The sequence below is a fragment of the Gordonia sp. VNK1 genome (genome assembly GCF_040049135.1).
Taxonomy (GTDB): Bacteria; Actinomycetota; Actinomycetes; order Mycobacteriales; family Mycobacteriaceae; genus Gordonia; species Gordonia oleivorans.
Genome location: NZ_JBDZDJ010000003.1, coordinates 275,871 through 301,600, shown reverse-complemented (window position 1 = coordinate 301,600; position 25,730 = coordinate 275,871). Strand labels below are relative to the sequence as shown.

Sequence of the window (25,730 nt, the reverse complement as noted above, 5' to 3'; positions counted from 1 at the left end):
CCGCAGGTGCGACGCTCTCGGCGGGATCGGCGTGGACTGCCGTGACGTCGTCACCGGCCTCGTCGTCAACAGCCTCGTCGTCGGATGCCTCATCGTCGGCCACCTCGGCCACCTCGTCATCGGCCGGCGGGGTGTCATCGGTTGCCGCAGAGCCGACCGCGGGTTCGGTGGGAGCTACGTCCTCGCCGACCTCGGCGTCCGCGTCGACATCCTGCCCGGCACCCTCGTGCCCGACGACGGCATCACCGGAGGGTGTGGTGGCTGCCGGCCCGCCCGGCTCTTCCGACGGCGCGGCCGAACCATTCTCGATATCCGATACGGGATGATCGGGGTCGGACGAGTCGGCGCTCGATGTCTCATCGCTCACGTCGCAATTGTGCACCACCTGTGATTTCAGTGAGGAATTGAGGTTGGTGCGGCGCGTCGCTGCCCGGGCGTGTCGCGTCGGGCCGATGCCCTCCGGGCGCACTCAGAACGGCGAGTTCACCATCGACTGCGCGGCCATCTCCATGTAGTCGACGAGGGCCCGGCGGTGCGCGTCGTCGAGGGTGTCGGAGTCGATCGAGGCGATCGCGATGTGCATGCAGCGCAGCCAGGCATCGCGCTGGATCGGGCCGATGGTGTACGGATGATGACGCATCCGCAGCCGTGGGTGGCCTCGTTCCTCCGAATAGGTGCGGGGACCGCCCCAGTACTGCTCGAGAAACATCCGCAGACGTCGTTCGGCCGGCCCGAGATCCGCCTCGGGGTACATCGGCCGGAGAATGTCGTCCTTGGCGACCTCGGCGTAGAACGCGTGGGTCAGGCGTTCGAAGGTCTCGGCGCCACCGACCTCGTCGTAGAAGGAGCGTTGGTCGGGTGCTTGGGCGGGCTGCTGTGCACTCACCCGTCCATTGTCCCTCACTCCCGATTGGGAGTGCACGAGCGCGTTCGACGTGGTCCACTTGACGCGACCGGTGCGCGCACGGGAGACGGCTATGACACGCAGAAGTCCACGGCAGGTTCGCGATGTGACGATGCTGCACGCGACCCGACGACCCGAGGTGCCCCGACGATCCGAGGTGCCCCGACGACCCGAGGTGCTCGGTGCGGATGCGGCCGTGGGCACGGCAGTCCCGGACACCGCTTCGATGCGTTCGACCCCCGGGATCTGGGGCCGCCGACGGGTGCTGCTGCTCAACGCGACCTACGAGCCGCTGACCGCGGTCTCGCTGCGCCGCGCGATCGTCCTCATCCTGCGTGAGCGTGCCGACGTCGTTCACGCCGCGGCCCCCGGACTGGCCGTGCATTCGGCCGACACCGCCGTCGCGGTGCCGTCGGTGATCCGCCTGCGGACCTATGTGCGGGTGCCGTACCGGGCGACCATCCCGATGACGCGCGCCGCGCTGATGCATCGCGACCGGTTCCGCTGCGGCTACTGCGGCGCCAAGGCGACCACCATCGATCACGTCCTGCCGCGCAGTCGCGGGGGCGGCCACACCTGGGAGAACTGCGTGGCCTGCTGTGCCGGCTGCAACCATCGCAAGGCCGACCATCTGCTCAGCGAGTTGGGATGGACCCTGCACACCCCACTCGTGGCGCCCAAGGGGCGGCATTGGCGATTGCTGGCGACCGTCAAGGAGATCGATCCGGCCTGGGCGCGCTACATCGATGTGGGCGCCGCCTGAGTCCCGCGAAATCGTCTACGACGCGTTGTAGGCCCCACTGGGACGTGAGTGTCGTCGTGGGCTAGATTGATCACACGACCTGCTGGGCGGGTCGCCTACCGGCAGCCCCCGGACACCGATCGAAAGGATGTCATGGATAGCGCGATGGTCGGCATCGGAGTCGTCGTCACGGTCGTTTGCGTCGTGATGGTGGTTCTCTGTGTCATCTCGATGGTGTTCTCGAACGGCCTGAAGTACCCGAAGGTGCAGGAGTACACGCTCGATCAGCCGTGGACGCGAGATCCGTTGCTGTTCAGCGCGACCGAGATCGAGCCGATGGCTCTCCCGCACCATGCAGAAGCGACCGATGTGGATGGAGGCTCGGCCAGTGGCAAGTGGTGAGGTAACCCAGGCAGGGACCGAGGGGGGCGTCAAGCTCTCCCCGTCCACCGCGCTCCCGATGGGAACGGTGATCACCAACAGCGGACGCGTGTCGTCGACCCGTTTCCCCGGTCAGTCCCCGAGCACCCCGCCGTTCAGTCAGGCCGACCTCATCGACCTCGACGATGCGCTGAAGGCCGCCAGCGAGAAGGCAATGGTGCGTTTCTCGGTGTACATCGGTGATCTCGGCTCCGACGCGGTCGCCGACGCCCGCGCGGTCCTCGCGCAGGCCCCGGAACCGGCCAACGGTGCACTCATCGCGGTGTCGCCGAATTCGCACGATGTGGTCGTGGTGTCCGGTGCCCGGGTCGCCGACCGCGTCAATGACCGGGTCGCCCAACTCGGCGTCACCGCCGCGATCGGCAGCCTCCGGTCCGGCAACCTCATCGACGGTCTGGTCTCGGCACTGCATGTGATCGCCACGGCGGCCGCAAACCAGTAGCGACGTCCCCGACACAACCTCACGTCGGCCGCTCATCCCTGGTGGATGAGCGGCCGACGTCGTTGTTGTGGGCGATGGGTGATCAGTGAGTGACCAGGACCTTCTCGGTGGCCTGTGCGCCGGCGTCCGGCCGCTGATCGATCGGATCGTCGTCGGCCGAGCCGATGGTGTCGTCTCCGTCCACCATGTCGGATTCGTTGAACGGGGCACGGCCGGAGAGCACCTCGTCGACGCGGTCCTTGTCGACGGTCTTCGTCCACGATCCGACCAACAGGGTGGCCACGGCGTTGCCGGAGAAGTTGGTGACCGCCCGCGCCTCGGACATGAACCGGTCGATACCCACGATCAGCCCGACATCGTCGAGCATCTCCGGACGGTGTGCCTGCAGACCGCCGGCGAGGGTGGCCAGGCCCGCGCCGCTGACGCCGGCGGCGCCCTTGGACGCGATGATCATGAACGCCAGCAGTCCGAGCTGCTCGGGGATCGACAGCGGATCACCCATGGCGTCGGCGATGAACAGCGAGGCCATCGTCAGATAGATCGCGGTGCCGTCCAGGTTGAACGAGTACCCGGTCGGGACGACGACGCCCACGGTGGTCTTCTGCACGCCGAGGTGCTCCATCTTGGCGATGAGGCGGGGGAGTGCGGATTCCGACGACGAGGTCGCGAAGATCAGGATGTACTCCCGGGCCAGGTAGCGCACCAGGCGGAAGATGGACACGCCGGCGACGGTGCGCAGCAGCACGCCGAGCACCCCGAACACGAACACCAGGCAGGTCAGGTAGAACGCGACCATGAGCACCAGCAGCTGACCGACGGCCGCCCATCCGGTCTGACCGACCACGCTCGCGATCGCGCCGAACGCGCCGATCGGGGCGACCCACAGCACCATGGTCAGCACCTTGAACACCAGCTTCTGGAAGTACGACACCGCGGTCAGGACCGGCTCACCGCTGCGACCCATGGCCTGGATGGCGAATCCGACGAGCAGTGCGACGAACAGGGCCTGCAGGACGCTGCCCTCGGTGAGTGCCGACAGCATCGAGGTCGGGATGATGCCCTCGATGAAGGCCATCGTGCCGCCGGATTCGTGCGCCTGCTCGGCCAGCTCGGCGCCCTTGCCCGCCACCGACGAGATGTTCAGGCCCTCACCGGGTTTGATGATGTTGCCGACCACCAGACCGATCGCCAGGGCGACGGTCGACATCGCCAGGAAGTAGACGAAGGCGAGTCCGCCGACCTTGCCGACGGTGGCCGCCTTCCGTACCGAGCCGATCCCCAGCACGATGGTGCAGAAGATCACCGGCGCGATCATCATCTTGATCAGGCTGACGAACATCGTCCCGAGGACGCCGAGATCCTTGCCGAGTTCCGGCCAGATCAGGCCCACCGCCACACCGGCGATCACCGCGACGATCACCGCGATGTAGAGCCAATGCGTGCGATCGCGCTTCTTCCCCGAGGGGGACGCCGGGAAATCGGCGGTGCCCGCCGCCTTCGCTCTGATGGTCATCTCGACTGCCTTTCGTTCCTCCGCCCCCGCCGATGCGAGGAGGTGCTGGGTAAGAATTGTTCGATGACCCGGTGATGCCGGTCACCCTTGAGTTCATTTCGTTCAGTGGCACACATCACCGGACGCGGAGCACACTGGCTGGCGATCACCGGCACACGTCCGGAGAAAGAGGTGATGCGACGATGAGCAGGCTGATGCCGCGCTCCCTGGCCGGGCAGGCGGTGGCCCTGCAGGTGGCGGTGGTGGTGGCCATCGTGGTGTGCGGCAGCGTGCTGGCCGCCGTCGACGCCCGCGCCGACGCCAACCGCGCCGCGCGCGAGGAGGTGAGCGCGGTGGCGGTCAGTCTGGCCGACGCGCCCTGGACCGCGGCGGCACTGAGCTCGGCCGATCCCACCGCCACCCTGCAGCCGGTCACCGAGCAGATCCGACGCGCCACCGGCGTCGCGTTCATCACGATCATGGACACCACGGGTCGCCGCTTCACCCACACCACCCCGTCGCTCATCGGGCAGCGCTATATCGGCACCACCGAGCCGTCGCTGCGCGGGGAGATCTACACCGAGACCTACACCGGCACGCTCGGTCCGTCGATCCGCACCGTCGCGCCGGTGCGCGACGCCGGTGGGAAGGTGGTCGGGCTGGTCGCCGTCGGGATCACCCAGTCCACGCTCACCGAGGACTGGGTGTCGCAGCTCCCGCTCATCGCCACCATCGGGATCGCCGCGCTGGTGATCGCACTGATCGGACTGTGGGCCATCCGCCGCCGATTACTGCGCCACACAGGCGGATTGGCGCCGTCGGAGTTGCGGGTGATGTACGACCACCACGACGCGGTGCTGCACGCCGTCCACGAGGGCCTCATCGTCCTCGAGGGTGGGAAACCGGTCCTGGTCAACGACGAGGCCCACCGGCTGCTGGGCGACGGGCGCGGGGGCCGTGAACCGGCCGATGGTGATGCCGCGGTGGATATTCCGTCGTTCCTCACCGGCGGCCACGAACCGCTGCGCGACACCCTGTACGCCGCGAACGGTCGCGTGTTGGTGGTCAACCGCGCACCCGTGCCCGGTCGCGATGACGGTGCGGTGGTCACCATCCGGGATCGCACCGAGTTGTCCGAGGCGGTGGGAGAACTCGATTCGATGACGCGCTTCGCCGAGGCGCTGCGCTCGCAGGCACACGAATCGGGGAATCGGTTGCACACCATGGTCGCGTTGATCGAGATGGGCCGAACCGAGGAGGCCGTGCGGCTGGCCACCGAAAGCCTGGAGGTGTCACAGCATCTCGTCGACCGGATCACCGACGCCGTCGCCGAACCGACCCTGGCGGCGCTGCTGCTCGGAAAGTCGGCGCAGGCCGCCGAACGGGGTATCGCGTTCGCCCTCACCGAGGACTCGATGGTCGATGATGGTGCCACACAACGACTCTCGCCGGCGGAGATGATCACGGTGGTGGGCAACCTGGTGGACAACGCACTCGACGCGTGCGATCCGGAGGATCCGTGGGTCGAGGTGACCGTACGCGGCGACGCCGGTGGTCTGCGCATCGTGGTGGCCGATTCCGGCGGTGGGATGTCGCCCGACGTCTTCGCCCGGGCGCAGCAACGCGGCTACTCGACCAAGGCCGGCGGTGACGAGGCCGGCCGGGGGATCGGGCTGGCGCTGGTGGCCCAGGTCGTCGCCGGCCATGACGGGGTGATCGTCGCCGAGAACACCTATGGGTCGGTGGTCACCGTGGAGATCGGGTCGGCCGCCGCACCCGCCGTGGGGGTGGGGTCGTGATCGCGGTGATGATCGTCGAGGACGAACCCCTGATCGCCGCCGGACATCGCGAATACCTGTCCCGCGTCGGTGGATTCGAGGTGATCGCCGAGTGTCGCACCGCGCAGGACGCACTGCGGCGGGCCACCGGGGCGGCCGCGACCGGTGCACCGATCGACCTGGTGTTGCTGGATCTGGGGCTCCCCGACGCGCGTGGCGTCGACCTCGCCGCCGCTCTGGGCGGTATCCGCCCGGCACCCGACATCATCGCGATCACCGCCGCCCGCGATCTCGACTCGGTGCGCAGCGCGATGGGTCACGGAGTGCTGCTCTACCTCATCAAGCCGTTCACCTACGCGGCGTTCAAGGAGAAGCTCACCCAGTATCTCGGCTACCGCGCAGCGCTGTCCGGACACGGGGACGCGGTGAGCCAACGGGAGGTCGACCAGGCGCTGGCGCAACTGCGCACCGTCGGCGACCGGCGGACCGCCGCGAAGGGACGCGCACCCGACACCGAGGATGCCGTCGCACGTGCGGTGCGCGACAGCGCCGCCGGACTCACCGCATCGGAAGTCGCTGCGGGCGTGGGTAGTTCGCGGGTGACGGCTTGGCGCTACCTGGAGCATCTGGCCGACGACGGCACCGTGGACCGGGTCACCGAATACGGGCGCACCGGTCGGCCGCAGGTCCGATACGTGTGGCGGGTGCGGTGAGCACCCGCCACACGATGTCGCCGATCTCGGGTCGAACTCAGCTCGCGTCGAACTCGCGGGCCTTCAGGGAACGTTCTACTCCCGCACGGCCTTCGGAGATCAGGCGCTTGAGTGCCGACGGATGGTCGCCGGCCAGGAACTCCTCGGCCGCCGTCAGTGCGTCGGCGCTGATGTCCCACGACGGATACAGACCGACCACCACCGTCTGGGCGACCTCGCTCGAGCGGCGTGACCAGACGCCCGGCGCGGCGTCGAAGTACTTCGCCACGTAGTCGTCGAGGAGGCCGTCCTGACCCGGGCGGGCGAATCCGGCGACGACCGCACGGGTGTAGATGTTGGAGGCCGTGTCGTCGTCGATGGCCTGAGCCCAGGCGTCGGCCTTGGCCTCCGGCAGCGGCCGGGCCGCCCGCGCGGTAGCGGCCTGACGGGCGCCGGCGGCGGTGTTGTCGCGGTCGGCCTCGGCGTCGATGACCGGCGTCGAATCCGGATCGGTGTCGATGGCACCGGCGGTGGCCAGGGCGATCACGATCTTCCAGCGCAGATCCGTGTCGACGGTCAGTCCGGGCAGGTCGTAGTCGGCGGGGTCGTCGCCGTCGAGCAACGACTGCAGCATCTGCGTCTGATCGTCGTTGACCCGGCAGGTGAGCAGGGTGTTGACGAAGGCCAGCTGGTGATCGGAGCCGGCCTCGGCGCCCTTGGCCAATTCGAGCAGTCGGGCGCTGAATCCGGGACGGCCGGTGGTGGCCGCCCACGCCGGATCCGCGTAGGCGTCGATGGCGGTGGTCGCCTGCAGCAGAACGCGTTGCACCACACCGATCTCCGTCTCGGACGCGATGCCGCGTTCGACGAGTTCGACGAAGTCCCGGGCGCGCATCTCGGCCTGACGGGTCATCTCCCAGGCCGCCGACCACACCAGCGTGCGCGGCATGGAGTCGGTGATGTCGCCGATCCGTGCGGTGGCGGTCGCCAGGGACTGCTCGTCCAGCCGGATCGAGGCGTAGGTGAGGTCGTCGTCGTTGAGCAGGATCAGCGCGCCGCGGGGCACGCCCACCAGGTCGGCGACATCGGTGCGTTCGCCCTCGACGTCGAGTTCGGCACTGTGGGTGCGCACCAGCGCGCCGGAGCCGTCATCGTCGTAGACGCCGACCCGCAGGCGGTGCACACGGGTCTCACCGGCGCCGGGTGCGGCACCGTCCTGGACGATGGTGAACCGGGTGAACGCGCCGTCGTCGTCGAGCTCGAAATCCGGTCGGATGACGTTGATCCCGGTGGTGCGCAGCCACTGGTCACCCCAGTCGGACAGGTCGCGTCCCGACGACTTCTCCAGCGCGGCAAGCAGATCCGAGAAGGTGGCGTTACCGAACTTGTGGGCGGTGAAGTAGTCGCGCAGGCCGGCGAGGAAATCCTCGAGGCCCACGTAGGCGACGAGCTGTTTGAGTACCGAGGCGCCCTTGGCGTAGGTGATGCCGTCGAAGTTCACCTCGACCGCGGCGATGTCGGGGATGTCGGCGGCCACCGGGTGCGTCGAGGGCAACTGATCCTGGCGGTAGGCCCAGGACTTCTCGACGTTGGCGAAGGTGGTCCACGCACTCTCGTATTCGGTGGCCTCGGCCTGGCACAGGACCGAGGCGAAGGTGGCGAAGGACTCGTTGAGCCACAGGTCATCCCACCAGGTCATGGTGACCAGGTCGCCGAACCACATGTGGGCCATCTCGTGCAGCACGGTCTCGGCGCGACGCTCGTAGAGGTACTTGGTGACCCGGGACCGGAACACGTAGTCCTCGAGGAAGGTCACCGCGCCGGCATTCTCCATCGCACCGGCGTTGAACTCGGGCACGAACAGCTGGTCGTACTTGTCGAAGGCGTACGGGATGCCGAAGTTCTTGTGGTAGAACGCGAAGCCCTGCTTGGTCTCGGTGAACAGCCGCTCCGGATCCATGAACTCGGCCAGCGATGCGCGGCAGTAGATGCCCAGCGGGATGTCGCCGTGCTCGTCACTGTAGGTGTCGGTCCACTCCGCGTACGGCCCGGCGATGAGGGCCACCAGATAGGTGCTCATCGTCGGTGTCTCGCGGAAACGGTGGATGCCCGGTTCGGCCACCAGATCGTTGACCACTGCGGCGTTGGAGATGACCTTCCAGTCCTCCGGCGCGGTCACCGTCAAGGTGTAGGTGGCCTTGAGGTCGGGCTGGTCGAAACAGGCGAACATGCGCTTGGCGTCCGCGGTTTCGAACTGCGAATACAGATACACCGAGTCGTCGGTGGGGTCGACGAAGCGGTGCAGACCCTCACCGGTGTTGGAGTAGGCGCAGTCGGCGACGACGACCAGTTCGTTGTCGGCGGCCAGATCCGGCAACGCGATGCCGACCGATTCGTCGAAGTCGGACACGTCGAGCTCGGTGCCGTTGAGGGTGGCCGAGATCAGGTTCGGTGCCACCAGGTCGATGACGGTCGAGGATCCCGCGGTGGCGGTGAAGGTCACGGTGGTGGACGACCGGAAGGTGGTGGAGCCGGGGGCCCCGTTGCCGTCGGTCAGATCGAGGTCGATGCCGTAGTGGGAGACGGTCACGGTGGCGGCACGCTCGCGGGCCGCATCACGCGTCAGATTCGGAGCAGTCACAGTGGCCAGCTTAGCCATCCACCCGTCGTGTCCGGGGTACGGTCGGTGCCGGCGGAATCAGCGGGCACACCCCGGAGTTGTAGAAACAGGGTTGTGGAAACAGCCACGGTGTGCGTGCCGGGATTCCGGTTCGCGCACCGAAGTCAGACAAACCCGTCAGACAAACCCGACGAAGGGATGACCGCATGTCGACCGATCGCGTGGATTTCTGGTTCGATCCGCTGTGTCCGTGGTGTTGGATCACCTCCCGCTGGATTCTCGAGGTCGAGAAGGTGCGCGACATCGACGCGAACTTCCACCTCATGAGCCTCGCGGTCCTCAACGAGGGACGCGATATCCCCGAGGATTATCGTGAGCGACTCGCCAACGCGTGGAAGCCGGTGCGGGTGATCGCCGCGGCCGCCGCGAAACACGGCGACCAGATCCTGGCGCCGCTCTACACCGCGATGGGCACCAAGATCCACAACGAACAGAACAAGGATTTCGACGTCGTCATCGCCGAGTCGCTGGCCGATCTCGGTCTCGAGCCGGAGTTGGCACAGGCCGCGGAGTCCACGGAATTCGACGATGCCGTTCGCACCAGCCACCACGCGGGCATGGACAAGGTCGGCGACGACGTGGGCACCCCGACCATCCACATCAACGACGTGGCGTTCTTCGGTCCGGTGCTCTCACGCATCCCGCGCGGGGAGACCGCCGGCACGGTGTGGGACGGCGCGCTGGCGTTGGCGTCCTACCCGCACTTCTTCGAACTCAAGCGCAGCCGCGGTGAGGACCCGGAGTTCGACTGAAACACCGACCGAGCAGACCGGCCGAGCAGATCGACCGAGCAGATCGGCGGCGCAATCCTGGTCTGCCAGAACGCGGTCGGTGGGTGCGATGATGTGGCGCACCGACCGCGTTCTATAGTGTCGGCATGCGCGTATACCTCGGTGGAGATCATGCTGGTTTCGAACTGAAGACGGCCATCGCTGAGCATCTTCGGGGTGCCGGTCACGAGGTCATCGATTGCGGTGCCCACACCTATGACGCCCTCGACGACTATCCCGCCTTCTGCATCGCGGCCGCCGAGAAGGTTGTCGCCGATCCGGGCAGCCTCGGAATCGTGCTGGGCGGCAGCGGAAATGGCGAGCAGATCGCCGCGAACAAGGTGCCGGGTGCGCGCTGCGCGCTCGCGTGGAGCATCGAGACCGCCCAGTTGGCGCGGCAACACAACAACGCCCAGCTGATGGGCATCGGTGGGCGGATGCACACCACCGAGGAAGCGCTCGCGATCGTCGACGCCTTCCTCGCCGCCGAGTGGTCCGGCGAAGAGCGTCACCAGCGTCGTATCGACATCCTGTCGGAGTACGAGCGCACCGGCGTGGCACCGGCCGTTCCCGAGGCCTGAGCCGAGATCGGGTTGACCGATGCCCGAGGGGCATACGCTGCACCGCATCGCGCGGCGTCAGCAGAAGCTGTTCGGTGGGCAGCGCGTCGCGGTGTCGAGCCCGCAGGGTCGCTTCGCCGAGGGGGCCGCGCTCGTCGACGGGTGGGAGTTCCACCGGGCGCAGGCCTGGGGTAAACACCTGATCCAGGGCTACCGCGACGGACGGCGGTCTCAACTCGTCCACGTGCACCTGGGACTGTACGGGTCGTTCACCGAACTCCCGGTACCGATGGGGGAGCCGGTGGGTCAGGTCCGGATGCGGATCGAGGGTGCCGAGGTCGGGACCGATCTGCGCGGCCCCACCGCCTGCGAGCTGTACACACCCGCCGATCTCGACGACCTCGTCGCACGCCTGGGCCCCGACCCGTTACGGCGCGACGGTGACCCGGAACGCATGTGGCGGGCGATCCACCGATCGCGGCGACCGATCGCCGCGCTGCTGATGGATCAGAAGGTGATCGCCGGCGTCGGGAACGTGTATCGCGCCGAGGTGCTGTTCCGGGCCCGGCTCGATCCGCAGCGCCCGGGCACCGCCATCGACCACGAGACGCTCACCGCCCTGTGGGCGGATCTGGTGTCATTGATGCGAATCGGTGTGCGGCGCGGGCGAATTCACGTGGTGGCGCCGGAGGACGATCACGGGCCAGGCTCGTACGCACCGGATCGCCCGCGCACCTACGTCTACCGGCGCACCGGAGAGCCGTGCCGGATCTGCGGTACCCCGATCGCGCAGACCGAGCTCGAGGGTCGAAACCTCTACTGGTGCCCGAGTTGTCAGCAGTGAGACTTGTCAGCAGTGAGGCTTGTCAGCAGTGAGGCGCGGGCGCCGACGGCGGGATCAGCGCGATTCGAGGCGCTGGGCCATCACCAGAAGCTCGTCGCGCTGAGCGCCGCTGGCAGTGCGATGAATGCGGTCGTACAGATCGCGATGGCCGGTGGAGGAGGACAGGAAACGTTCACGGAAACGTGCGAACGACATGTGCTGGTACTTCTTTCAACTTCTCGATTGTGTCGATCGGCCGGTCGGGCGGACTGCGGGTGAGCGAGCGCTGCCGACACCAAGGCCTCTTCCCATTGTTCGCGTTACATCTGTGTTAATCAACGTGTTCGGCGATGATTCTGCTCACCCGGCCGCCTCGGGTGTGCCGGTCTCAGGCGGCGCTCAGCCGTCTCGTCGACGGTTCTCATCCGCGATGGACAGGATGGAGTCATGAGCGCAGCCGACGTGACGGCCACCGGCGACTGGCCGCCCGCACACCATGTCACCGCACTGGTGGTCGGTGGCACCGGGGAGTCATCCGCCGACGACACCCGCACCGAGGTGAGCGGTGTCCTGTCCGGGGTCACCGAGGCCCTCGACGACCGATTCGATCCTCGCTGGGTGGCCTACCCGGCGAGCTACGGTCCGGCCCCGCACCTGGACGGGATCAGCTACGCAGACAGCGTCGCCGAGGGGATGCGCAGACTCGATGCGGCGCTCGCGGCCGAGACCGGTCCGGTGGTGCTGATCGGCTATTCCCAGGGGGCCGTGGTGATCCGGCGCCTGCTGGCCGACATCGCCGCCGACCCGCGTCGACGCCCGGTGGCCGACCGGGTGCTGGCCGTGGGTCTGGTGGCCGATCCGCATCAGCCGCCCGGGGTGGTCCCGGGATGTGACGGATGGGGTGTGGCCGGTCGCGGGCCGGCGTTGCCGGCGTCGATCCCGGTCTGGTGGGTGGGGACCGCCGAGGACATGATCTGCAATGCCGGGCACGATTCGTTCATCCGGGACATCGCCGATCTCACCGACTCGCTGACCGTCGCCGATCCCCGGCGATGGCTGGGCGCCATGTGGGAAACGTTGCGCACCAACTCCTTTCAGAATGCGCTGCGGACCTCGCCCGGACCGGTGCAGTGGCGACGCGACATCACCCGGTTGTGGTCGGCGGCGCGGGAAGTGCGCGGGTATCTGCCACGGGTGATCACCTGGCGGGGGATGGTCATCCGGAACGCGACCGGCGGCCGCCACACCGCCTACCGTGACGAGCCGTATCACCGGGCACCGATCACCGACCCGCTGACCACCGGTTGCCAGGCACTCGCCCAGTGGCTGCAGGTCCAGGTGACCTTCGCGATCGGTGCCGAAGCGGAGAACCCTGCCGACATCACCGCCGACCCGCGCAGCGACGCCGTGGCCTGATCACCTCCGCTCGAGTCGAGGGATTCGGGCCGGTGAGCGACACTTGTATGCGTCTCGGGACGCCTCGTGCCCGCGATTCGTAGAGCACTCGAGCGGAGCATCCACGGTGGATCATTTCGACATCGTCGTCATCGGGTCCGGGCCTGCCGGGCAGAAGGCGGCGATCGCCGCCGCCAAACTGGGTAAGCGAGCGGCCATCGTCGAGAGACGTCACATGATGGGCGGCGTCTGCATCAACACCGGCACGATCCCGTCGAAGACGTTGCGGGAGGCCGTGCTGTACCTGACGGGTCTCAATCAACGCGAGTTGTACGGACAGTCCTACCGGCTCAAGACCGACATCACCGTCAGCGACCTCACCGCGCGGACCATGCACGTCGTGGGCAAAGAGATCGACGTCATCCAGAACCAGTTGGCACGCAACGGGGTGAGCATCTTCACCGGCAGTGCGCAGTTCACGAGTCCGCACGAGATCATCATCGAAGACGCGACCGGCGACCTCAAACGGGTGACGTCGGACAAGTTCGTCATCGCGGTGGGTACCCGCCCCGCCCGTCCGAAGACCGTCGAGTTCGACGGCGAGACCGTCGTCGACTCCGATCAGATCCTGGAGATGGATCGGGTACCCGGCTCGATGGTCGTGGTGGGCGCGGGCGTGATCGGTATCGAGTACGCCTCCATGTTCGCCGCCCTGGGCACCAAGGTGACCGTCATCGAGCAACGTCCGGCGATGCTGGACTTCTGCGACCGGGAGATCGTCGAGGCCCTGCAGTACCAGCTCCGCGAACGGGGCGTGACCTTCCGGTTCGGTGAGCACGTCAAGACCGTCGAGACGCATCCGTCAGGCACCTTGACGGTCCTCGAATCGGGCAAGCAGATTCCCGCCGACACCGTCCTGTACTCCGCCGGACGGCAGGGCGTGTCCGACGAGCTGAAGGTGGAGGCCGCCGGGCTGACCGCGGACTCCCGCGGCCGACTGAAGGTCGACGGACACTTCCGGACCGAGGTCGAGCACATCTACGCCGTCGGCGACATCATCGGCTTCCCCGCGCTGGCGGCCACCTCGATGGAGCAGGGGCGTCGTGCCGCCTACCACGCCTTCGGCGAACCGGTCGGGGAGACGGCGGAGGAGTTGCAGCCGATCGGTATCTACGCGATCCCGGAGATCAGTTTCGTCGGGCGGACCGAGGATCAGCTGACGACCGCCAACATCCCGTTCGAGGTGGGGGTCGCCCGATACCGCGAACTGGCCCGCGGTGCGATCATGGGCGACTCCTACGGACTGCTGAAACTGCTCGTCCACGCCGAGGACCGGACCCTGCTGGGTGTGCACGCGTTCGGTTCCAACGCGGCCGAACTCGTGCACATCGGGCAGACGGTGATGGGCCTGGGCGGCACCATCGACTATCTGGTCGACGCGGTGTTCAACTACCCGACACTCGCCGAGGGGTACAAGGTGGCCGCGCTCGACGCGTCGAACAAGATGCGGGCCATCGCCCGCGTGCGCGCGGAGGGCCGTTCCCTCGATCTCGACGCCGACGCGGCCGTCTGACAACGGCGCCCCGCGGCCACCCCCACCGCCACCACACCGAACGACGAAGGCCGGTCCCTGTCGGGACCGGCCTTCGTGGTATCAGCTCAGCGGTATCGGCTCAGTGGAGCCCGGAGCGCTCAGTCGCCGGTGTACTGGCCACCGATGGTACCACGGACCACGATGGGGGTTCCCTCACCGATGGTGTCGTAGACCCACTTGCCGTTCTCGGTGCTCACGTTGATGCAGCCGTGGCTGACATTGCTCACGCCCTGCTGGGCGAGTGACCACGGTGCGGCATGGATGAAGATGCCGTCCCAGGACATGCGGGTCGCGTACTCGACGTAGGTGCGGTAGCCCTCAGGGGAGTCGACCGGCACACCGTAGGTGGAGGAGTCCATGTACATGTCACGGTACTTCTCCTTGGTGTGGTACACGCCGTTCGGAGTCGGGTGCTCACTGGAGCCCATCGAGATCGGCATCGACTTCACGAAGTCGCCGTCCTTGTACCAGTAGATGGTGTGGCTGGCGTCGTCGGCCAGGGCCACCCATCCGGTCGGTGTCGAGACACGCGGGACGGCCGGGACACCGGGGGTCTCCGGAGTCGTGGTCGTCGGCGGCGGAGTGGTGGTCTCCGGCGTCGGGGTCTGGGTCGGCGGAGTCGGGAGACCCGGGATGGCGGGAATCTCGACCGGCGGCAGGCCGGGCACGACGGTCACGGGCGCCGCCTGTGCCAGACCCGGAAGGGCGAAGGCCATCGCGATCACGCCGAGGACGACGGCGACAAGGCGGAAGCCTCCGCGACGGCGGCGGCGAGAGGAAGTGGTGTTCAGCACGGGACGTTGAAACCTTTGCTTTCGGGAAACTCCAGGCGCCTCCCCCGGAGTGCGCAGCCACCATCGTTACACAACCGTTGTCTTTCGGCCAAAGGCCTGCGGGGTCGGCGGTGTGTGACGGTGCCGCATCGGGGATGCGATATGTCGAAACAACAGGTGAGGGACCCTGAGAAAAGTCGATGTGACAAGCGACACACTCAGCAGGTGCGGGGTGCCGGGATCCCGGCGAATCGGTCGCCGAGGTAATTGAAGGCGGGCAGCAGCCCGATCACGGCGGCCGACATGTGGTCCGGTGACGGCGTCGAGAAGTGTTGCACTCGCACCCCGGCCCGGCAGTAACGCCCCAGGGTCTGATCGATCGACGACACCGGGATCAACGCATCGGTCGGACTGTGCCACTCGAAGATCGGGGTGGTCGGTATCCCCGGATAGAAGACGAGACTGTTGTCCCGGACCACACGTCGCGCCGTGGGGTCCTCGAAGATCTGCTCGCCGCCGACCGACACCTCCTTGGCCGAATGGCCCGCGCCGAGACGCAGGATGTCGTTGGTGCAGGCGTTGCGCATCTCGAGGAACATGCGCATCCCCACCGGCGACAGATACTTCAGCATCGGAATCTGCTGCGGATACTCGCGCGAGAGTCCGATGGCGGCGGCGAAGGCGAGACCGAAGGCCGGATGCGGATTGTTGTAGCCCAGACCCTCCGCCATCTTGATCAGATCCATCGGCACGCCGCCGTAGGCCGCGCCGACGATGTCGAGGTCGGGGGCATAGGTGGGGGCGAGAGCCGCGGCCCACGCGGTGGCCATGCCACCGCCGGAGTATCCGGCCATCGCGACCTTGCTCCGCGCGACGCCGGCGGGGGAGAAGTGCTGCACCGCGCGGATGCCGTCCAGGGTGATCTGGCCACCGAGCTTCGCCGCGCCGTAGGAGCTACGCGGCCCGAGGTGATCGGGGATGGCGATCGTCCAGCCGCGCTGCAGCGCGACGTTGAGGCCGGGTGCCTCGCGAATCGTGAGGTTCGGGTCGCTGGTCCACAGTGCCTGCGAGGGGGCGCATTCGAGTCCGGTGGCATTGATGATGTGCTGGAACGACAGCAACGGCCCGTTGGCCTGCTTGTGAACCGGAACGAGCAGCGTGGTGACCGCGGCGATCGGCGCGCCCTCGCTGTCGGTCGTGCGGAACTTGATCTGATACGTCCGCACATCGACGAATGCCGGCGGGTTGACGCGGGTGCGGGTCGCGATGATGTCGCCGTCGCGGAAGCGCCCGATGTCGGCGGGAGCGGCGTAGAACGGGTCACTCAGTGAGGTGGGCAATGCGACGTTGTCGGCGTGGGCCGGGCCGGCGGCGGTGGCGGTGATCGCCGCGCCGAGGCCCGCGACCGTCAATGCGATACACGCGAGCCGGGTGAGCGCGGCCGCGCGCACGCGACGGCCGAAGATTGTGGACAAGGTCCCCCCAAGGGATTGTGCCTGCACGCCTGCGCGGTGTGGAGTACCGCCGCAGGACCCCCGCCCGGGTCACAATCTCTTGGGTCACGCCACCGCTGTCAACTGGAACAAATGACCAGGTGCGGCCGTGGTGACGTGGGACCGGGCTCAGGCGGTCTGCAGGTGCTCGGTGTGGAGGTGGCGTGCGGGTTCCGAGCAGGCCTCGTCGCGGCACACGAGCATCGTGTCGACGCGGCGGTGACCTCCCTCGCTGGTCGCGACGTCCTTGCGGACGTGCAGATTCGCCCCGCACGAGGGGCACTTGCGTTGGCTTTTCACATGACTGGAAGACATGGCCTCAGACTACGCCGAATGTGGCGAATATCACATCAACGGACGGCCGTGTGGCGGACGCCGTGGGCGACCCGTCGGCGCCGGGCGTCAGTGCACCGCACGTGCGCGGACGCGACCCCCGTCCGCCGGGATCATCGTGACATTGCGGTGCCGCGGCCGCTCGGGCGCGCGGTCGGTGGCCTCGAGGTCGACCCGGCGCAGGACCTCGGTGACGATGATGTCGAGTTCGGCCATCGCCAGATGTGCGCCCAGGCAACGGCGGTTGCCGCCCCCGAAGGGGAGGAAGGCGTGCGGTGACGGACGCGTGCCGAGGAACCGTTCCGGCCGGAATGCGAAGGGCTGCGGGTAGAGGTCGTCGCGATGGTGCAGCAGTATCGTGCTCGCGATCACCACGGTGCCCGCGTCCACGCGGAATCGTCCGAACTTCCAGGGGCGCAACACTTCTCGCGCAATGGACGGAACCACCGGGCGGCACCGCATCGTCTCGGTGATCACCGCGTCGACGACGTCGCGTTCGCCGGCGCGTGCCGCGTCACGCGCGTCGGCCAGCATGCGCGGATGGCGGGTCAGACGCTCGAACACCCACGCCGTGGTGTGTGCCGTCGTCTCGTGACCGGCGAGGAGGAGCCCGACGAGTTCGTCCCTGATCTCGGAGTCGGAGAGTCGGGCGCCGTCGGGGGTTCGGGCGGTGAGCAACACCGACAGCACGTCGTCGCGGTCGGTGTCGCCGTGACCGCTGTCGTCGAGGCTGCGGCGTTCGGCGATCAGTCGGTGCACCGCGCGGTCCAGCGGCGCCAGACCCAGCGCGAGAATTCCGGTCGCCTCCTCCCTGCGCGCATTGCGCAACTGCGCGGCGACCCCGATGCGTGTCGTCGAGAACCGCATGCTGCGTCGCACCGCGACCCGCAGGGCACGCTCGGCCGGAGTCGACGAGGCGTCGTCGGTGAGGCCGAAGGCGACACGGGTGATGACGTCGAGGGTGATCTCCTCGGCAATGCCGGCCACCGCCACCTCCGAACCCGGCCGCCACCGGTCGATCCGCTCGCCGCAGGCCCGCTCGATGTGACCACGGCAGTCGGCGACCGCGGAACGGTGAAACGCGGGCATCAACCGGGCGCGCTGACGACGATGCTGCTCGCCGAGCGTCGTCAGGACCGAATCTCCGCCGACGATGGGCCGCAGCAGGGAATGGCGGGTGGCCGAGGGCGCGATCTCCGGCGCCGCCGTCACGATCGACCGGATGTGGCCGGGATCGGAGATCGTCACGATCGCGCCGGGCCCGCCGACGAGGTCATAGGCGACCACATCGCCCAATCGGGCGGCGTCGGCGAACATCAGGTCGGTTTCGTTGCGGGCGAAGTCGATCGTGCGCCACAGTGACGCGGCGCGGGCCAGTGGTGCGCGCGGCAGGTCGCGGGCGTCGTCGGCGACCAGTGGACCCGCCTCGCCATCAAGGGTGAGCAGACCCGACCGGGCGTCGGACGCGGCGGCGAACCAGGCGCGGCCGGGTCCGGAGTGTGAGCGCATGGTCGGGGCACTCATGCGACTCCCGCTCATGAGAACCGCGCCGTGCGGATGCGACGTTCGCGGGCGGCGAAGGCGGCCCGTTCCTCGCGGCCGCGGTAATCCATGTTGTCGGGGTCGTGTGTCAGCCAGGCGAGGAGCACGAGAACGAGAATGGTGATTCCGAGGAGCAGCCACATGACGTCTTTCCCTTCGATCGAATCCCGGTGTGGGGGTACCGATAACGCTAGGAAGAATGTCGCTGCAGGTCAGCGGGCTGCGGGTGGATCCTTTCGTCCGTCTCGGGCAGGACCGGAGAATCCGACCGTGGGTGGATGTGGCCGGTGTCACGCGGCGATAGAATCGGCGGATGCGCTGGTTGGACGCCCATTACCGGCACGCGATGGAACGCTTCGGTTTCGACTATCCGCCGGGGTACATGATGATCGCCGATCTCGCGGTGGTGACGCTGTGCGTGGCCGCGGTCGTGCAACGCGGCATCGACGGTGTTCACGGTGCGGCCTGGTTGTGGCCGGTGGCCGGCGCGCTGGTCAGCGTGGCACCTCACCTGGTGTGTCTGGTGGCGCCACTTCGCCCCTGGGTGATGGGCCTGGCCGCGTCGTCGATCATCTCGGTGGTGCTGTTCTGGCAGACGCCGGTGCACGTGGATGTCGCGTCACTGTTGCTGCCGCTGTCGGCCACCGTCACCGCCGCCATCGCCACCGGCCACCGGGGGCTGATCACCACGGCTGCGCTGTCGCTCACCGCCGTCGGCGGGGGCCTCGCCGGTGTCATCGACCAGGGCTGGTTGCTCGCCCTGATGGTCGGTTTCGCCGGCGTGGTCGGCCACCTGATGCAGAAACAACTGCATCTGTTGCGGGCCGAGCGCACCGCGCGTACCCAGCAGGCCGCACTGGACCGGGCGGCGATCGCGGGTGAGATCCACGACGTACTCGCACATTCGTTGAGCATTGTGCTGCTCAACGTCACCGCGGCCCGGCGTGCGCTGCGCGAGGACGCCGGCCGCTCTGCTGATGACCGCTCGGCTGATGACCGCTCGGAGGCGGCCGAGGCCCTCGAGGACGCCGAGAAGGTCGGCCGCGCCGCCATGCACGACGTCCGTCACACCATCGAGTTGCTGCGGGGCGAGGGGATGGACGGTGATCCGCAACCGGGGGTGGCCGACCTCGACGATCTGATCGACGGTTTCCGCCGGGCCGGTGTCGAGATCGACGGTGACCTCGCCGACGTCGGACCCGTCACCGCCGGAACCGGGCTGGCGGTGTACCGGGTGGTTCAGGAATCCCTGTCCAACGCGAGCAGACATGTGCCGGGGGCGTCGGTGACCGTGCACGTCGGGCCGGCGGGTGATGGCCGGTTGGTGATCCGGGTGGCAAATCCGGTGCCGCCCAACCTCCGTCGCGGCCGGGGCGGGTCGGGTCTGCGTGGGATGGACTCCCGGGTGCGCAACCTCGGCGGAACCGTCGACGTCGGCGTGGTCGCGGGCCGATGGATGGTGGAGGCGACGCTGCCGGCCGGGATCACCGAGGTCGCCGACCCGGGTGGGTGCGCACGAGACCACATCCCGGCGGTGACGTCGGCGTGACCCGGGTGGCGCTGGTCGACGACCAGGAACTCGTGCGCGCCGGTCTGCGCCGCATCCTGCGGGCCAGGGACGGCTTCGAGATCGTCGCCGAATGCGGCGACGGCGACGAGGTGCCCGACATGGTCGCCGAGCATCGGCCCGACGTCGTGGTGATGGATCTGCGGATGAGACGCGTCGGCGGGGCCGAGGCCACTCGCAGGCTGTCCGAGTGTGCGGGGGCGCCGCCGGTGTTGGTGCTGACGACCTACCGCGACGAGCAACTCCTGTCGGAGGCACTACGGGCGGGCGCGGCCGGATTCGTGTTGAAGGACTCGCCCGCCGAAGACCTCATCCGCGCGGTGCGAGTGGTCGCCGCGGGTGAGGCCGTCCTCGATCCGGCGGTCACCGGGCACGTTCTCGACGCGTACCGGTCCATGCCGGTCACCACCGATGCGGCCGCGGCGCCCGATCATCTCACCGCGCGCGAGATAACGGTGCTCGGACTGATCGGGCGGGGACTGACCAACGACGAGATCGCCGCGGAACTGGTGATCTCGGTGGTCACGGTCAAGAGTCACGTCGGCAAGATCTTCACCAAACTCGGGGTGCGTGATCGGGCGGCCGCGGTGATCTACGCCTTCGACCACAAGATGGTGACGCCGCGGGCGTGAGGTCACGCCCGCGAGCACCTGCGGCGAAAAACGCAGAATGCCCCGGTCCGAGGGGACCGGGGCAGTGCGCGAGCGGGTGACGGGAATCGAACCCGCGTAGCTAGTTTGGAAGACTAGGGCTCTACCATTGAGCTACACCCGCGTGCGCCGTCACAACCGCCCGAGGGGCCGTCCGAAGTGCGCGCATGAGACTGTACAGGTTCGGTGCCCCGGATCAGAAATCGCCTGCCTCGCGGCGGGTCTCCGGGTCCCGATCGGCTGCGTGGGGTGGACCGGTTTTTCTCCCCCGGTGCCCGACCCGTAAGATCGGCTGTCGGCCCTGCCTCGACACGTCGTGATGGCGGCATGTTCGGTGAACGGGACCACGGGATGTGGCGCAGCTTGGTAGCGCATCCGCTTTGGGAGCGGAGGGTCGCAGGTTCAAATCCTGTCATCCCGACAGAACCGATGACGGCCCACGGAATGGGGGCCGCGACGATCATGGCGTACGCAACGCAGATATAAGGAGCATCAGGCGTGAAGAGCACCGTCGAGCAGCTGAGCCCCACCCGGGTGAAGCTCAACGTGGAAGTCCCGTTCGAGGAGCTCTCGGGCGACTTCGACCGGGCCTACAAGGCCCTCGCACAGCAGGTCCGTATCCCCGGCTTCCGCCCGGGCAAGGCCCCCGCGAAGCTCATCGAGGCGCGCGTCGGTCGCGACTCGATCCTCGCGCAGGTCGTCAACGACGCGCTGCCCGGCAAGTACAGCCAGGCCGTCGCCGAGACCGAGACCAAGGCCATCGGTCAGCCCGAGATCGATCTCGAGGAACTCAAGTACGGCGAGTCGATCTCGTTCACCGCCGAGGTCGACGTCCGTCCCGAACTCGAACTCCCGGACTACTCGACCCTGTCGGTCGAGGTGGATCCGATCGCCGACGACGAGGACGCCGTCGACGAGCAGATCGAGGGCCTGCGTGCCCGTTTCGGCACCCTCACCGGTGTGGATCGCGGTGCGCAGGACGGCGACATGGTGTCGATCGACCTCGCCGCGAGCATCGACGGCGAACCGGTCGAGGAGGCCTCCACCGAGGGCCTGTCCCACGAGGTGGGCGCCGGAGACCTCATCGACGGCCTCGACGAGGCCCTCGTCGGACTCAAGGCCGGCGAGTCGAAGGTCTTCACCACCACACTCGTCGCCGGTGAGCACGCCGACGAGGAGGCCGACGTCACCGTGACCGTGAACTCGGTCAAGGAACGCGAGCTGCCCGAGCTCGACGACGAATTCGCGCAGATGGCAAGCGAATTCGACACCGTCGACGAACTTCGTGAGTCGCTGGCCGAGCGGGTGGCGCAGTCGAAGAAGATGGAGCAGGCCAACAAGGTCCGCGACGCCGTCCTCGACGAGCTGCTCGCCAAGGTCGAGGTCCCGTTGCCGGAGAACGTCGTGCAGGCCGAGGTCGACAACTCCCTCGAGCAGGTCCTGCACAGCATCGGACACGACGAGGCCATCTTCGCCCAGCTCCTCGAGGCCCAGGGCACCACGCGGGAGGCCTTCGAGGCCGACGCCCGCGAGACCGCCGAGAAGTCGGTGCGTCAGCAGCTGCTCCTCGACGCCATCGCCGAGCAGCAGGACACCGAGGTCAGCCAGGACGAGCTGACCCAGCAGATCCTCTTCTCCGCGCAGCGGTACGGGATGGCTCCGCAGGAGTTCATCCAGCAGCTGACCCAGGCCAACCAGGTCGGCGCCGTCTACGCCGACGTGCGGCGCAACAAGGCGCTGCTCGGCATCGTCGGTGAGGTCACCGTCACCGACACCGACGGCAACGCCGTCGACACCACGGAGTTCTTCGGCACCGCCGACGAGGACGATGCGGATGCCGACGCCACCGCAGAGGACAAGGGCGCAGACGACAAGAGCTCTGACGCCTGATCGCTTCACCATGACCTGACAGCCGGACACCGCACGAGGTGTCCGGCTGTCATGTCTTGTCCTCCGGTCCACCGATTCGGTTCTGCTGTGAGCGAAGACGGGCGTTGACGGGAGTGCCCGTGGCACCGGATTGGTTAGTGTCGGTGACGAGCGAACGACGTGCGAAGTACAGGTGCCGGCCCGGTGCGGCCGGTACGTGAAAGAGCTACGACAGGTAAAGGTAGGAATCGTGAGCAATCCGACTGTTGACCCCGCGGGTGCAATGTCCTCTGGCGGCCGCACTCCTTCGATGAGTTCGGGTGTTGCCGGGCTGAACCTCACCGATTCGGTGTTCGAGCGGCTGCTGCGGGAACGGATCATCTTCCTCGGCACCCAGGTCGACGACGACATCGCCAACCGGCTGTGCGCGCAGATCCTGTTGCTGGCGGCCGAGGACCCGACCAAGGACATCCATCTCTACATCAACTCACCGGGCGGATCGGTGACCGCGGGCATGGCGATCTTCGACACCATGCAGCTCGCCGAGTGCGACGTCGCCACCTACGCGATGGGGATGGCCGCGTCGATGGGGCAGTTCCTGCTCGCCGCCGGGGCCAAGGGCAAGCGGCACGCCCTGCCGCACGCCCGGATCATGATGCACCAGCCGTCCGCCGGCATCGGTGGTACGGCCGCCGACATCGCGATCCAGGCCGAGCAGTTCGCCGCCACCAAGAAGGAGATGAACCGGCTCAACGCCGAGTTCAGTGGGCAGCCGTTGGAGAAGATCGAGGCCGACGCCGATCGCGACAAGTGGTTCACCGCGGCCGAGGCCAAGGACTACGGCCTCGTCGACCATGTGATCGCCCGTGCCGCGATCGGCTCGCAGTAGTCGCCCGGTAGCAGTCGAGACCATCCCACCACCACCTTCACGGAGTAGGACCATGACCAACATGTATGACTCGCTGCCGGCCGACGTGGCCGCCGGAATTCCCGCCTCGGCCTTGGCGCTCAAGGGCATCCAGGCGCGCTACATCCTCCCGCAGTTCATCGAGCACACCCCCAACGGGCAGCGGCAGTACGATCCCTACGCCAAGCTGTTCGAGGAGCGCATCGTCTTCGTCGGTACGCCGATCGACCAGACCGTCGCCAACGACGTGATGGCGCAGCTGCTGGTGCTCGAGTCGCAGGATCCCGACCGCGACATCACCATGTACATCAACTCGCCGGGCGGCAGCGTGCCGGACATGCTGGCCATCTACGACACCATGCAGTACGTCCACTGCGACATCGTCACCGTCTGCCTCGGTGAGGCGGCGTCGGCCGCGGCGATCCTGCTGGCCGGTGGCACCCCCGGCAAACGTGCCGCGCTGCCCAATGCGACGATCCTCATCCACCAGCCCCGCACCGGCGGCGCCTACCAGGGACAGGTCTCCGACCTGGAGATCCAGGCCGCCGAGATCGAGCGGATCCGCAACCGGCTCGACGAGATCCTGGCGGGCCACACCGGTCAGGATCCGGCGAAGATCCGCAAGGACACCGACCGCGACAACATCCTCACCGCCGCTGCCGCCAAGGAGTACGGCATCGTGGACGAGGTGTTCGAATACCGCAAGAAGTCGCTGAAGAAGTGAGGTGAGCGGTGGTCGCGGCACCGCGACCACCGGCTCTTTCCGGCAATCTGCGCGACATTTGGCCCAAGCGGTCGAAGTAACGCGCGACCGCGGGTACCGTCGGGTGAACGAGCCTTTCGTGACGCCCGTCGAGCCTGCCCGCGGGCAGCTCACGACCGACCGCACCGCCGGTGGCGTCGTCGCCGATCCGGTGGCGATCCACGCAGGTGGTTCGGACACATCGAGGAAGTAGGTACAGCACAAGATGGCACGTATCGGAGATGGTGGCGATCTGCTGAAGTGCTCCTTCTGCGGAAAGAGCCAGAAGCAGGTCAAGAAGCTCATCGCCGGTCCCGGTGTGTACATCTGCGACGAGTGCATCGATCTCTGCAACGAGATCATCGAAGAGGAACTCGCCGAGAACGGTGACGTGAAGCTCGACGAGCTGCCCAAGCCCGCCGAGATCAAGGACTTCCTGGAGAACTACGTCATCGGCCAGGACACCGCCAAGCGGACCCTCGCGGTGGCCGTCTACAACCACTACAAGCGGATCCAGGCGGGCGAGAAGAAGGAAGCGCGCGGCGGTGAGAGCGTCGAGCTGATGAAGTCGAACATCTTGATGCTCGGCCCCACCGGCTGCGGAAAGACCTATCTCGCCCAGACCCTCGCGAAGATGCTCAACGTGCCGTTCGCCATCGCCGACGCGACCGCCCTGACCGAGGCCGGCTACGTCGGTGAGGACGTGGAGAACATCCTCCTGAAGCTCATCCAGGCTGCCGATTACGACGTCAAGCGCGCCGAGACCGGCATCATCTACATCGACGAGGTCGACAAGATCGCCCGCAAGAGCGAGAACCCGTCGATCACCCGCGACGTGTCCGGTGAGGGTGTGCAGCAGGCGCTGCTGAAGATCCTCGAGGGAACCCAGGCGTCGGTGCCCCCGCAGGGTGGTCGCAAGCATCCGCATCAGGAATTCATCCAGATCGACACCACCAACGTGCTGTTCATCGTGGCGGGTGCCTTCGCCGGCCTGGAGAAGGTGATCTCCGAACGAATCGGTAAGCGCGGCATCGGTTTCGGCAACGAGGTGGCCTCCAAGAACGAGGTGGACACCACCGATCACTTCGCCGAGGTGATGCCGGAGGATCTGATCAAGTTCGGTTTGATCCCGGAGTTCATCGGCCGTCTGCCGATCATCGCCTCGGTGACCAACCTGGACAAGGAATCGCTCGTGTCGATCCTGTCCGAGCCGAAGAACGCGCTGGTCAAGCAGTACACCAAGCTCTTCGAGATGGACAATGTGGAACTCGAGTTCACCACCGATGCGCTCGAGGCGATCGCCGATCAGGCCATTCATCGTGGGACCGGCGCCCGTGGACTCCGCGCCATCATGGAGGAAGTGCTGCTGCCGGTGATGTATGACATCCCGAGCCGCGACGATGTGGAGAAGGTCGTCGTCACGGGCGAGACCGTGAACGACAACGTGCTCCCGACGATCGTCCCGCGCAGCGACAACGACGACGAGCGGCGCGACAAGAGCGCCTGACACGCGCCCCACGCACAGACACGACGCGGGCCGC

General features: G+C 67.5%; 25 protein-coding genes and 2 tRNA genes. 17 read left to right on the top strand and 10 right to left on the bottom strand.

Annotated features, from left to right (window positions below; genetic code table 11):
• Positions 1-469: 469 nt before the first annotated feature.
• Positions 470-886 (bottom strand): globin, encoded by a 417-nt coding sequence (locus ABLE94_RS05285; protein WP_348803332.1) that lies wholly within the window; start codon positions 884-886, stop codon positions 470-472.
• Positions 887-1,130: 244 nt separating this feature from the next.
• Here ABLE94_RS05285 and ABLE94_RS05280 point away from each other — a divergent pair, with 244 nt between their 5' ends.
• From ABLE94_RS05280 to ABLE94_RS05270, 3 genes are all read left to right on the top strand, one after another.
• Entirely contained in the window at positions 1,131-1,667 is a 537-nt protein-coding gene (locus ABLE94_RS05280) for an HNH endonuclease (RefSeq protein ID WP_348803897.1), read from the top strand.
• Between the two features lie 132 nt (positions 1,668-1,799).
• Complete coding sequence (gene ctaJ / locus ABLE94_RS05275; protein WP_348803333.1) at positions 1,800-2,048, top strand: aa3-type cytochrome oxidase subunit CtaJ; 249 nt, start codon at positions 1,800-1,802, stop codon at positions 2,046-2,048.
• Positions 2,035-2,529 carry a DUF5130 domain-containing protein gene (locus ABLE94_RS05270; protein ID WP_425476144.1) on the top strand — a complete coding sequence of 165 codons (495 nt, stop codon included), beginning with the start codon at positions 2,035-2,037 and terminating at the stop codon, positions 2,527-2,529. Before ctaJ ends, ABLE94_RS05270 begins: the two co-directional genes overlap by 14 nt.
• A gap of 82 nt (positions 2,530-2,611) precedes the next feature.
• Here ABLE94_RS05270 and ABLE94_RS05265 read toward each other — a convergent pair whose 3' ends face one another.
• Entirely contained in the window at positions 2,612-4,042 is a 1,431-nt protein-coding gene (locus ABLE94_RS05265) for a cation:dicarboxylate symporter family transporter (protein WP_348808192.1), read from the bottom strand.
• A 182-nt stretch (positions 4,043-4,224) separates the two neighbouring features.
• Here ABLE94_RS05265 and ABLE94_RS05260 point away from each other — a divergent pair, with 182 nt between their 5' ends.
• A complete protein-coding gene (locus ABLE94_RS05260) occupies positions 4,225-5,820 on the top strand; it encodes a sensor histidine kinase (RefSeq protein ID WP_348803336.1) in 1,596 nt (531 codons plus the stop codon).
• Entirely contained in the window at positions 5,817-6,512 is a 696-nt protein-coding gene (locus ABLE94_RS05255) for a response regulator (RefSeq protein WP_348803337.1), read from the top strand. Before ABLE94_RS05260 ends, ABLE94_RS05255 begins: the two co-directional genes overlap by 4 nt.
• A 37-nt stretch (positions 6,513-6,549) precedes the next feature.
• On the opposite strand, the gene pepN is transcribed toward ABLE94_RS05255, so the two are convergent.
• Entirely contained in the window at positions 6,550-9,132 is a 2,583-nt protein-coding gene (pepN, locus tag ABLE94_RS05250) for an aminopeptidase N (protein ID WP_348803338.1), read from the bottom strand.
• Between the two features lie 185 nt (positions 9,133-9,317).
• Here pepN and ABLE94_RS05245 point away from each other — a divergent pair, with 185 nt between their 5' ends.
• From ABLE94_RS05245 to ABLE94_RS05235, 3 genes are all read left to right on the top strand, one after another.
• Positions 9,318-9,923 carry a mycothiol-dependent nitroreductase Rv2466c family protein gene (locus ABLE94_RS05245; protein WP_348803339.1) on the top strand — a complete coding sequence of 202 codons (606 nt, stop codon included), beginning with the start codon at positions 9,318-9,320 and terminating at the stop codon, positions 9,921-9,923.
• A gap of 125 nt (positions 9,924-10,048) precedes the next feature.
• A complete protein-coding gene (locus tag ABLE94_RS05240) occupies positions 10,049-10,522 on the top strand; it encodes a ribose-5-phosphate isomerase (protein ID WP_348803340.1) in 474 nt (157 codons plus the stop codon).
• Positions 10,523-10,541: 19 nt separating this feature from the next.
• Positions 10,542-11,345, top strand: coding sequence for an Fpg/Nei family DNA glycosylase (locus ABLE94_RS05235; protein ID WP_348808191.1), 804 nt, complete (start codon positions 10,542-10,544; stop codon positions 11,343-11,345).
• A 54-nt stretch (positions 11,346-11,399) separates the two neighbouring features.
• Here ABLE94_RS05235 and ABLE94_RS05230 read toward each other — a convergent pair whose 3' ends face one another.
• Positions 11,400-11,540: a hypothetical protein gene (locus tag ABLE94_RS05230; RefSeq protein WP_348803342.1), complete on the bottom strand. Its 141-nt coding sequence runs from the start codon at positions 11,538-11,540 to the stop codon at positions 11,400-11,402.
• Positions 11,541-11,771: 231 nt separating this feature from the next.
• On the opposite strand from ABLE94_RS05230, the gene ABLE94_RS05225 reads away from it, so the two are divergent.
• Both ABLE94_RS05225 and sthA read left to right on the top strand, forming a co-directional pair.
• Positions 11,772-12,740: a PE-PPE domain-containing protein gene (locus ABLE94_RS05225; protein WP_348803343.1), complete on the top strand. Its 969-nt coding sequence runs from the start codon at positions 11,772-11,774 to the stop codon at positions 12,738-12,740.
• A 106-nt stretch (positions 12,741-12,846) separates the two neighbouring features.
• Complete coding sequence (sthA, locus tag ABLE94_RS05220; RefSeq protein WP_348803345.1) at positions 12,847-14,292, top strand: Si-specific NAD(P)(+) transhydrogenase; 1,446 nt, start codon at positions 12,847-12,849, stop codon at positions 14,290-14,292.
• Between the two features lie 119 nt (positions 14,293-14,411).
• Here sthA and ABLE94_RS05215 read toward each other — a convergent pair whose 3' ends face one another.
• The 5 genes from ABLE94_RS05215 to ABLE94_RS05195 all read right to left on the bottom strand — a co-directional run bounded on the left by ABLE94_RS05215 (position 14,412) and on the right by ABLE94_RS05195 (position 18,597).
• Entirely contained in the window at positions 14,412-15,107 is a 696-nt protein-coding gene (locus tag ABLE94_RS05215) for a L,D-transpeptidase (RefSeq protein ID WP_348803346.1), read from the bottom strand.
• 197 nt (positions 15,108-15,304) lie between these two features.
• Positions 15,305-16,504 carry a lipase family protein gene (locus ABLE94_RS05210; protein ID WP_425476146.1) on the bottom strand — a complete coding sequence of 400 codons (1,200 nt, stop codon included), beginning with the start codon at positions 16,502-16,504 and terminating at the stop codon, positions 15,305-15,307.
• Positions 16,505-16,708: 204 nt separating this feature from the next.
• Entirely contained in the window at positions 16,709-16,894 is a 186-nt protein-coding gene (locus tag ABLE94_RS05205; RefSeq protein WP_348803347.1) for a hypothetical protein, read from the bottom strand.
• An 87-nt stretch (positions 16,895-16,981) separates the two neighbouring features.
• Positions 16,982-18,436, bottom strand: a complete 1,455-nt coding sequence (locus ABLE94_RS05200; RefSeq protein WP_348808190.1) for a cytochrome P450 — start codon at positions 18,434-18,436, stop codon at positions 16,982-16,984.
• Between the two features lie 11 nt (positions 18,437-18,447).
• On the bottom strand, positions 18,448-18,597 hold the full coding sequence (locus ABLE94_RS05195) for a hypothetical protein (protein ID WP_348803349.1): 150 nt from the start codon (positions 18,595-18,597) through the stop codon (positions 18,448-18,450).
• Between the two features lie 170 nt (positions 18,598-18,767).
• Here ABLE94_RS05195 and ABLE94_RS05190 point away from each other — a divergent pair, with 170 nt between their 5' ends.
• Both ABLE94_RS05190 and ABLE94_RS05185 read left to right on the top strand, forming a co-directional pair.
• Positions 18,768-20,003, top strand: coding sequence for a sensor histidine kinase (locus tag ABLE94_RS05190; protein WP_348803350.1), 1,236 nt, complete (start codon positions 18,768-18,770; stop codon positions 20,001-20,003).
• Positions 19,964-20,653, top strand: a complete 690-nt coding sequence (locus ABLE94_RS05185) for a response regulator transcription factor (protein ID WP_348808189.1) — start codon at positions 19,964-19,966, stop codon at positions 20,651-20,653. Before ABLE94_RS05190 ends, ABLE94_RS05185 begins: the two co-directional genes overlap by 40 nt.
• Before the next feature lie 71 nt (positions 20,654-20,724).
• Here the strand turns inward: ABLE94_RS05185 and ABLE94_RS05180 are convergent.
• Positions 20,725-20,795: transfer RNA gene (locus ABLE94_RS05180), tRNA-Gly, on the bottom strand.
• Between the two features lie 223 nt (positions 20,796-21,018).
• Between ABLE94_RS05180 and ABLE94_RS05175 the strand changes: the two genes are divergently transcribed.
• The 5 genes from ABLE94_RS05175 to clpX all read left to right on the top strand — a co-directional run bounded on the left by ABLE94_RS05175 (position 21,019) and on the right by clpX (position 25,696).
• Positions 21,019-21,092 (top strand) — tRNA-Pro (locus ABLE94_RS05175).
• 77 nt (positions 21,093-21,169) lie between these two features.
• Positions 21,170-22,561 (top strand): trigger factor, encoded by a 1,392-nt coding sequence (gene tig, locus ABLE94_RS05170; protein WP_348808188.1) that lies wholly within the window; start codon positions 21,170-21,172, stop codon positions 22,559-22,561.
• 289 nt (positions 22,562-22,850) lie between these two features.
• Positions 22,851-23,429 carry an ATP-dependent Clp protease proteolytic subunit gene (locus ABLE94_RS05165; protein WP_348803354.1) on the top strand — a complete coding sequence of 193 codons (579 nt, stop codon included), beginning with the start codon at positions 22,851-22,853 and terminating at the stop codon, positions 23,427-23,429.
• A gap of 52 nt (positions 23,430-23,481) precedes the next feature.
• Positions 23,482-24,171 (top strand): ATP-dependent Clp protease proteolytic subunit, encoded by a 690-nt coding sequence (locus ABLE94_RS05160; protein ID WP_348803355.1) that lies wholly within the window; start codon positions 23,482-23,484, stop codon positions 24,169-24,171.
• Between the two features lie 244 nt (positions 24,172-24,415).
• Positions 24,416-25,696, top strand: a complete 1,281-nt coding sequence (gene clpX / locus ABLE94_RS05155) for an ATP-dependent Clp protease ATP-binding subunit ClpX (RefSeq protein WP_348803356.1) — start codon at positions 24,416-24,418, stop codon at positions 25,694-25,696.
• Positions 25,697-25,730 lie beyond the last annotated feature (34 nt).

Excerpts from the sequence above, each read along its gene's own strand:
- ABLE94_RS05280 (WP_348803897.1), top strand. The coding sequence starts at position 1,131 with ATGCGTTCGACCCCCGGGATCTGGGGCCGCCGACGGGTGCTGCTGCTC.
- ctaJ (WP_348803333.1), top strand. The coding sequence starts at position 1,800 with ATGGATAGCGCGATGGTCGGCATCGGAGTCGTCGTCACGGTCGTTTGC.
- ABLE94_RS05265 (WP_348808192.1), bottom strand. The coding sequence starts at position 4,042 with ATGACCATCAGAGCGAAGGCGGCGGGCACCGCCGATTTCCCGGCGTCC.
- ABLE94_RS05260 (WP_348803336.1), top strand. The coding sequence starts at position 4,225 with ATGAGCAGGCTGATGCCGCGCTCCCTGGCCGGGCAGGCGGTGGCCCTG.
- ABLE94_RS05245 (WP_348803339.1), top strand. The coding sequence starts at position 9,318 with ATGTCGACCGATCGCGTGGATTTCTGGTTCGATCCGCTGTGTCCGTGG.
- ABLE94_RS05240 (WP_348803340.1), top strand. The coding sequence starts at position 10,049 with ATGCGCGTATACCTCGGTGGAGATCATGCTGGTTTCGAACTGAAGACG.
- ABLE94_RS05235 (WP_348808191.1), top strand. The coding sequence starts at position 10,542 with ATGCCCGAGGGGCATACGCTGCACCGCATCGCGCGGCGTCAGCAGAAG.
- ABLE94_RS05230 (WP_348803342.1), bottom strand. The coding sequence starts at position 11,540 with ATGTCGTTCGCACGTTTCCGTGAACGTTTCCTGTCCTCCTCCACCGGC.
- ABLE94_RS05225 (WP_348803343.1), top strand. The coding sequence starts at position 11,772 with ATGAGCGCAGCCGACGTGACGGCCACCGGCGACTGGCCGCCCGCACAC.
- ABLE94_RS05205 (WP_348803347.1), bottom strand. The coding sequence starts at position 16,894 with ATGTCTTCCAGTCATGTGAAAAGCCAACGCAAGTGCCCCTCGTGCGGG.
- ABLE94_RS05200 (WP_348808190.1), bottom strand. The coding sequence starts at position 18,436 with ATGAGTGCCCCGACCATGCGCTCACACTCCGGACCCGGCCGCGCCTGG.
- ABLE94_RS05195 (WP_348803349.1), bottom strand. The coding sequence starts at position 18,597 with ATGTGGCTGCTCCTCGGAATCACCATTCTCGTTCTCGTGCTCCTCGCC.
- ABLE94_RS05190 (WP_348803350.1), top strand. The coding sequence starts at position 18,768 with ATGCGCTGGTTGGACGCCCATTACCGGCACGCGATGGAACGCTTCGGT.
- ABLE94_RS05165 (WP_348803354.1), top strand. The coding sequence starts at position 22,851 with ATGAGTTCGGGTGTTGCCGGGCTGAACCTCACCGATTCGGTGTTCGAG.
- ABLE94_RS05160 (WP_348803355.1), top strand. The coding sequence starts at position 23,482 with ATGACCAACATGTATGACTCGCTGCCGGCCGACGTGGCCGCCGGAATT.
- clpX (WP_348803356.1), top strand. The coding sequence starts at position 24,416 with ATGGCACGTATCGGAGATGGTGGCGATCTGCTGAAGTGCTCCTTCTGC.